Source organism: Cetobacterium sp. 2G large, from assembly GCF_014250655.1.
GTDB lineage: Bacteria > Fusobacteriota > Fusobacteriia > Fusobacteriales > Fusobacteriaceae > Cetobacterium_A > Cetobacterium_A somerae.
The window spans coordinates 22,246-28,371 of sequence record NZ_JACHTH010000004.1; the positions used below are offsets into that span (position 1 = coordinate 22,246).

Here is a 6,126-nt window from a genome sequence, read left to right on the forward strand (position 1 = left end):
CTTTAATTTAAGAGTCCATTTTTATTAAATTTTAATTTATTTTCTTAGCTTTTTCTGCTAATTCTTTAGCAAATTTAGCAATATCATTTTCAATTTCTTTCATTTGTTTTATATTTTTTTTGATATCATACGTTTTTAATTTTTTATTTTCTACAATTATTTTTCCATTAACAATTGTTGTATCTACATTAGATGGATTAGCTTGAAAAACAAGAGTAGCAAAAGGATCATAGTTAGGCATCATATTAGGAGATTTAGTTTCAATTATGACAATATCAGCTAATTTTCCAGGTTCAATTGATCCAATTTTCTTATCTAGATTTAAAGCTTGGGCTCCTCCAATTGTAGCCATTTTAACAACGACATCTGGAGTCATAATAGTTCTATCGTTATATTTTAACCTCTGCATAGAAGAGGCATAACTTAAAGTTCTAAAAAGATCTACTTGGTTAGAGCTCATAGGTCCATCAGTTCCGAGTCCAACTTTTATATTTTTATTTAACATTTCATAAGCTCTTGCTATTCCTGTGGCTCCTTTTGCATTAGCCATAGGATTATATGCAATTGAAGCTTCTCTTTTTTTTATGATATCTAAATCTTTTTCATTTAAATGAATAGCATGAGCAAGTAAAACTCTATTATTTAATACACCAATAGAATCCATATATTCAATAACAGATTTATTTTTTAAATTTAATCTTTTATCTTCATCATCAAATTCTCCAACATGAATCATAATAGGAACATTGTATTGTTTAGATAAATTTTCTATTTCTTGCATTTTTTCTTTAGAAACAGTATAAGGAGCATGAGGACCAAAAGCAGGAATAATTAAATCATCATTTTTGTACTCTTCAATAAAATTAATAGCATATTCAATTCCACCATAAGGAGTCTTAGCGTCAACAACAGGGAATTTTATAACAGTTTCTCCAAGAACACCTCTAATCCCAACATCTTTTGTAGCCTTAGCCATTTCATCCATATGGTAATACATATCAGCATATGTTGTAACTCCAGAAAGAGCCATATCAATACTTCCATGAATAGTAGCTTTGTAAATTAAGTCTCTATTTAATTTTTCTCCTTCTAACGGAAAAAAGTAAGCGAATAATCTATTTTTTATTCCTTCTTCTCCAAGCCCTCTGAAAGCAATCATAGGAAGATGATTGTGTGTATTAATCATACCAGGCATAATTATGCCATTTTCAGCATCTATTATTTTTTTTGCAGAGTAAACTTTTAAAAGTTCTTTATTTCCCACAGAAATAATTTTATTATCTTTTATAATAACAACTCCATTATTTATAACTTTATTATTTTTATCCATAGTTAAAACAGTACCATTTTTAATAATAATACTGGCATTTTCTTTTTTTTGAATTAAAGAACTACATCCAACTAAAAATAATGTACCTATTAAAAGCATATTTTTCAAATAATTTTTCACAAAATCCTCCCTAAAAAAATAAACAGCAAGCAAAAGCTTACTGTTTTAAGTCAACTTTTACCTATAGTACCAAATTTACGGTTTGGTGTAGAAACTTTTGGCCATATCCCAAATATATATAAGTTTTATAATTTTTCTAAAAGAATTTTATCATATTTTATTCAAAGATTGAAGGGAAAACATTTTTTTATTTTTCAAAACATTTTTTTAAATAGCTTGCAATTATTGACTTTTATTATAAAAAAGATTATATTCTTTTCAAGATTTCTTCAAAAATAGTAATGACATCTGCAAAAAAAATATCATTAGTTGATATAAGACTTATATCAGAAAGATTTTCAATTGTGGTATCTTTTTTTCCAATAAAGCTCAAACTCCTAATTTTATTTTTAGTAGCTATTTTGAGAATATCAATAACAGATTCAGTTTCACCAGATTGAGAAAGTGTTATCAAGATAATATCTTTAGAAAAGTAATTTTCTAATAATTGAATATGACTGTTAGAAATACTTCTTATTCCAAGAAGAGCTAGACGCTCATTCATATATGAAGAAATATTATTTGCTATTCCTGTAGATGTAAACATAAAAAGTTTATCTTTGTTTTTTTTCAATAAATTAATTGCTTTTTTGAATGATTCATTTTCTTCGAAAGAATAATCCTTAGAAATTAAAGAATTATTATTTATTTTTAAAAAATAAATAAAATTGGAGTAACTGCTATAGCCAATTTTACTCATACATTTATAGATGACAGATGTAGAAGTAAAATTTTCTAAAGCTACATTTCTAATAGAAATTTTCTTTTTATTTTGAATATTTTGAACTATAAACTCTAAAATAGTTTTTTCTAGAATTGTCAATTTGTGTTTTTTACAAATATAATTTATATCAATCATTAATATCACCAACAATATTATATATCATAAAGGAGAAAAAATGGAAAAGAAATTTTTACAAGACCCTTGGGCAAGAGTAACAACAAGAAATGGATTAGTAGGAGATGAGGTTATTTCAGCTCTTCAAAAATCTATTAGAAGAGGAAAAGTTGAGGCAGCATGCGAATTTGCTTATGAAATGTATATAACATCTCCACAAATGGAGGAAAAACTATGGAGAAGATTAGTTGCAATTTCTGTTGAAGATATTGGAATGGGAGATCCAATGGCAGCTATTCTAATAAATAATTTAAAAGAAATGAGGAAAGAATATGCTTATGCTGATGGAGATAGACCAATATTTTTTATTCATGCAATTAGATATCTTTGTAATTGTGAAAAAGATAGATCAAGTGATTTATTAAAAAATATTGTTATTAAAGGATTTGCGATGGGACATGTTCCAGAGATACCTGATTATGCTTTAGATAAACATACAACTAGAGGAGCAGAAATGGGAAGAGATTCATTTCATTTTTTAAATGAAGCTAGTATGGTTATTCCTCAAAAAGAAGTAGATAATGACTATAAAGAACAATATAATGAAATTTTAAAGAAGTACGATCCAAAAAAAGTAGTAATATCAGCATTTAAATATAATCCGTGGCAAGAATAGGAGTTTGGGGGAAGAATGGAGAATAAATTTTTAAGTAAATTAGAAAAAGTACTTTTGCCTATAGGGGATAAAATTGGTAATCAAAAACATTTAGCAGCAATTTCAACAGGAATGATGATGACTCTTTCTTTAATTGTTGTAGGTTCATTATTTTTAATACTAGCTAATCCACCTATAAATGTTGATTTAGTAAATCCTGAAACACAAAATATATTTTTGAAATTTATGTTAAATTGGAAAAAATTTGCTATAGAAAATTATGCAATATTAACTAAGCCTTTTAATTTTACAATGGGAATAGTAGGTTTAATGACATCATTTACTATAGCTTATGCATTATCAGGAAACTATAATCTTAATAAGTCAACATCGGGTTTAATATCAATGATTATATTTTTACTAGTAGCTGCACCAATTGAAAATAACTCTATTGTAATGACTTATTTAGGTGCTGATGGGTTATTTATTGCAATTATCTTAAGTCTTTTAACAGTTGAAATAACAATGCTTATTGAAAAATTAGATTGGAAGTTTAAAGGTGAACATATTCCACCAGCAGTTTTATCTTTTATGAATGCATTAATTCCATTACTAGTGAATATAATTATAATTTATGGTTTAAGTATTACAATCTTTGTATATACAGGAAAAGATATTCCAAGTTTAATAATGATGATATTAACACCAGCATTAACAATTGGAAATAATATATGGGGTTATGTTGCAATTGTTGTTTTTGGAAATCTATTATGGTTATTTGGAATAAATGGAACATCGATAATCTTTCCGCTTGTATTTTCTTTAGGAATTGCAAATACAGGAATCAACGCAGAGTTAATAAAGTCTGGACAAGAACCACAGATGCTTATGAATTTACAAATGTTTAGAGTAGCAATATTAGGTGGGGCAGGAAATACAATAGGATTAGTTATTCTTATGATGAGAAGTAGATCTCAGCAACTTAAATCAATAGGAAAATTATCGTTTATTCCAGGAATTTGTGGAATAAATGAACCTGTAATTTTTGGAACACCAATCATATTAAATCCAATATTAGCTATTCCATTTTTATTTATGCCGATAGTGAGTTTGTCATTAACTTATGTTGCTCAAAAAATAGATTTAATATCTATGGGTTATATAGTAGATCCGTCATTTGCACCATTTTTTATCCAAGGGTATCTATCTTCTATGGATATAAGAAATTTAATATTTACAATATTTATAGCTGTATTAAGTATTATAATATATTACCCATTTTTTAAGATTCATGAAAAACATATGTTAGAAATTGAAAATTCTATATAAATAAAAAAATCTCAATCCAGAAAGATTGAGATTTTTTTATAAATTTATTATATATTTAACGCAAGTGCTATACAACCTAGTAACCCAGCATTATCTCCAAGACCTGGATATACAATATATTCATCAATATTTTCTAAAATCTCTTTAGTTTGAACATAGTTGTTTAACATCTCTTTTACATTTTTTCTAATTAGAGGAAACAATTGAGATTGTTTCATAACTCCACCACCAAGAATTATTTTTTCTGGTGAAATAGTTAAAATATAATTTACAAGAGCTTGAGCGATATAATAGGCTTCAAGTTTCCAAGCTTCATGATTAACAGGAAGTTCGTAAGCTTTTACTCCCCATCTTTCTTCAATAGCTGGCCCAGATGCTAACCCTTCAAAACAATCTTTATGAAATGGACATTTTCCAATATATGAATCACTTTCATGTCTTCTAACAAAAATATGTCCCATCTCAGGGTGAAGCATTCCGTGAACTAATTTTCCTGAAACTAGTGCTCCACCACCAATTCCAGTTCCAATTGTAAGATAAAGACAATTTTTTAATCCTTTTGCAGCTCCCCAAGTGGCTTCACCTAACGCAGCACCATTAACATCTGTATCAAAAGCCATAGGAATATTTAAATTTCTTTGTAACTCACCAATTAAATTAAAGTCACTCCAATATTTTTTGGGAGTTTTAGTTATATATCCATAAGTTTCAGAATTTGGATTTGGATCAATTGGACCAAACGAGCCAACTCCAATAGCTTCAACTCCCTTATTTTTAAAAAAATCATAAACTTTTTGTAAAGTGATTTCAGGTGTTTCAGTAGGAAAACTAACTCTTTCTAAAATATTACCGTTTTCATCAGCAATTCCACATACAAATTTTGTTCCTCCAGCTTCAATAGCTCCTAGTTTCATAAAATCCTCCAATTAAAATTTATAAAATTCTATCTTAGGTATAGTAAACAACATTTTACTTCGAATTTCAATACCTAAACTATCTTTATTTGGATAGATATTTCCAGTAAAGACTTCTTCTCCATCATTTAAAAATATTTCAACAGAACATTTATCTACAAAAATATGTATTTTTTTTAAATCTTTAAGATAACATTTTCTAATCCCTTTATAACCGTAACCAGAAAAATTTCTATTTAAAGATGCCTTTTTTTTAATAGAATCAAAAGAAAAAGTAGTTCTTTCATTTCCATTTTTTCTTAAGTCAATTTCTATATCTTTAGAAAAATCGCCTAAAGATATTATAAGCTCATAAGCATCTCCTAGAATATTATATTTTGAAAGGTCAATAGTATTTTCTAAATATATATTTTCCATTACAATTTTTTCTTTTCTTAATTTTTTCAAATTATTATGTGGTTTTTGGAAAATCTTATTTTTCTTAATTTCTAATACTCTTGGAATAGTTAAAGAATGTACCCAATTTTCCTTTTCGATAGATGGATGCTCTAATTCTTCAGGCATGCCTATCCAGCCAATTAAAACATTTTTATTATTTTCATCTTTAAATGTTTGAGGCGCATAAAATTCAAATCCCCTATCAAGTTCAATGAAATCATTTTTTTCGATATCATACAAATCTCTAATTATATAACCAGATTGATATCTATTATTAAATAAATCTCCATCAGCTTTAATTCCTTGAGGTGATAAAATTAGAGCCTTATTCTTCTTATCCTCAATAAAATCTGGGCACTCACACATGAATCCGAAATTTCCATTGATAATTTCTTGCTCAAAACTCCAATCAATTAAATTATGAGACGAAAAAACAACTATAGTCCCAGTTAAATCAACTCTT

General features: G+C 27.1%; 6 protein-coding genes and 1 riboswitch. Of the genes, 2 read left to right on the forward strand and 4 right to left on the reverse strand.

The annotated features are described in order from the left end of the window. Window positions 1-31: 31 nt before the first annotated feature. The gene (locus tag H5J23_RS02615; RefSeq protein WP_221892782.1) at window positions 32-1,450 is read right to left on the reverse strand and encodes an amidohydrolase; all 1,419 of its coding nucleotides are present in this window, start codon (window positions 1,448-1,450) and stop codon (window positions 32-34) included. Between the two features lie 44 nt (window positions 1,451-1,494). Then, a riboswitch (purine riboswitch) is annotated at window positions 1,495-1,592 on the reverse strand. A 105-nt stretch (window positions 1,593-1,697) separates the two neighbouring features. Next, window positions 1,698-2,348 (reverse strand): MurR/RpiR family transcriptional regulator, encoded by a 651-nt coding sequence (locus H5J23_RS02620; protein ID WP_023051490.1) that lies wholly within the window; start codon window positions 2,346-2,348, stop codon window positions 1,698-1,700. Between the two features lie 40 nt (window positions 2,349-2,388). On the opposite strand from H5J23_RS02620, the gene H5J23_RS02625 reads away from it, so the two are divergent. Then, complete coding sequence (locus H5J23_RS02625; RefSeq protein WP_023051491.1) at window positions 2,389-3,003, forward strand: hypothetical protein; 615 nt, start codon at window positions 2,389-2,391, stop codon at window positions 3,001-3,003. A 15-nt stretch (window positions 3,004-3,018) separates the two neighbouring features. Next, the gene (locus tag H5J23_RS02630; RefSeq protein WP_023051492.1) at window positions 3,019-4,311 is read left to right on the forward strand and encodes a PTS sugar transporter subunit IIC; all 1,293 of its coding nucleotides are present in this window, start codon (window positions 3,019-3,021) and stop codon (window positions 4,309-4,311) included. Window positions 4,312-4,358: 47 nt separating this feature from the next. Here the strand turns inward: H5J23_RS02630 and H5J23_RS02635 are convergent, their stop codons facing one another. Both H5J23_RS02635 and H5J23_RS02640 read right to left on the reverse strand, forming a co-directional pair. Next, window positions 4,359-5,225 (reverse strand): ROK family protein, encoded by an 867-nt coding sequence (locus H5J23_RS02635; RefSeq protein WP_185890906.1) that lies wholly within the window; start codon window positions 5,223-5,225, stop codon window positions 4,359-4,361. Window positions 5,226-5,237: 12 nt separating this feature from the next. Then, the coding region (locus H5J23_RS02640) for a GH32 C-terminal domain-containing protein (RefSeq protein ID WP_185890908.1) at window positions 5,238-6,126 on the reverse strand (889 nt) is incomplete at its 5' end.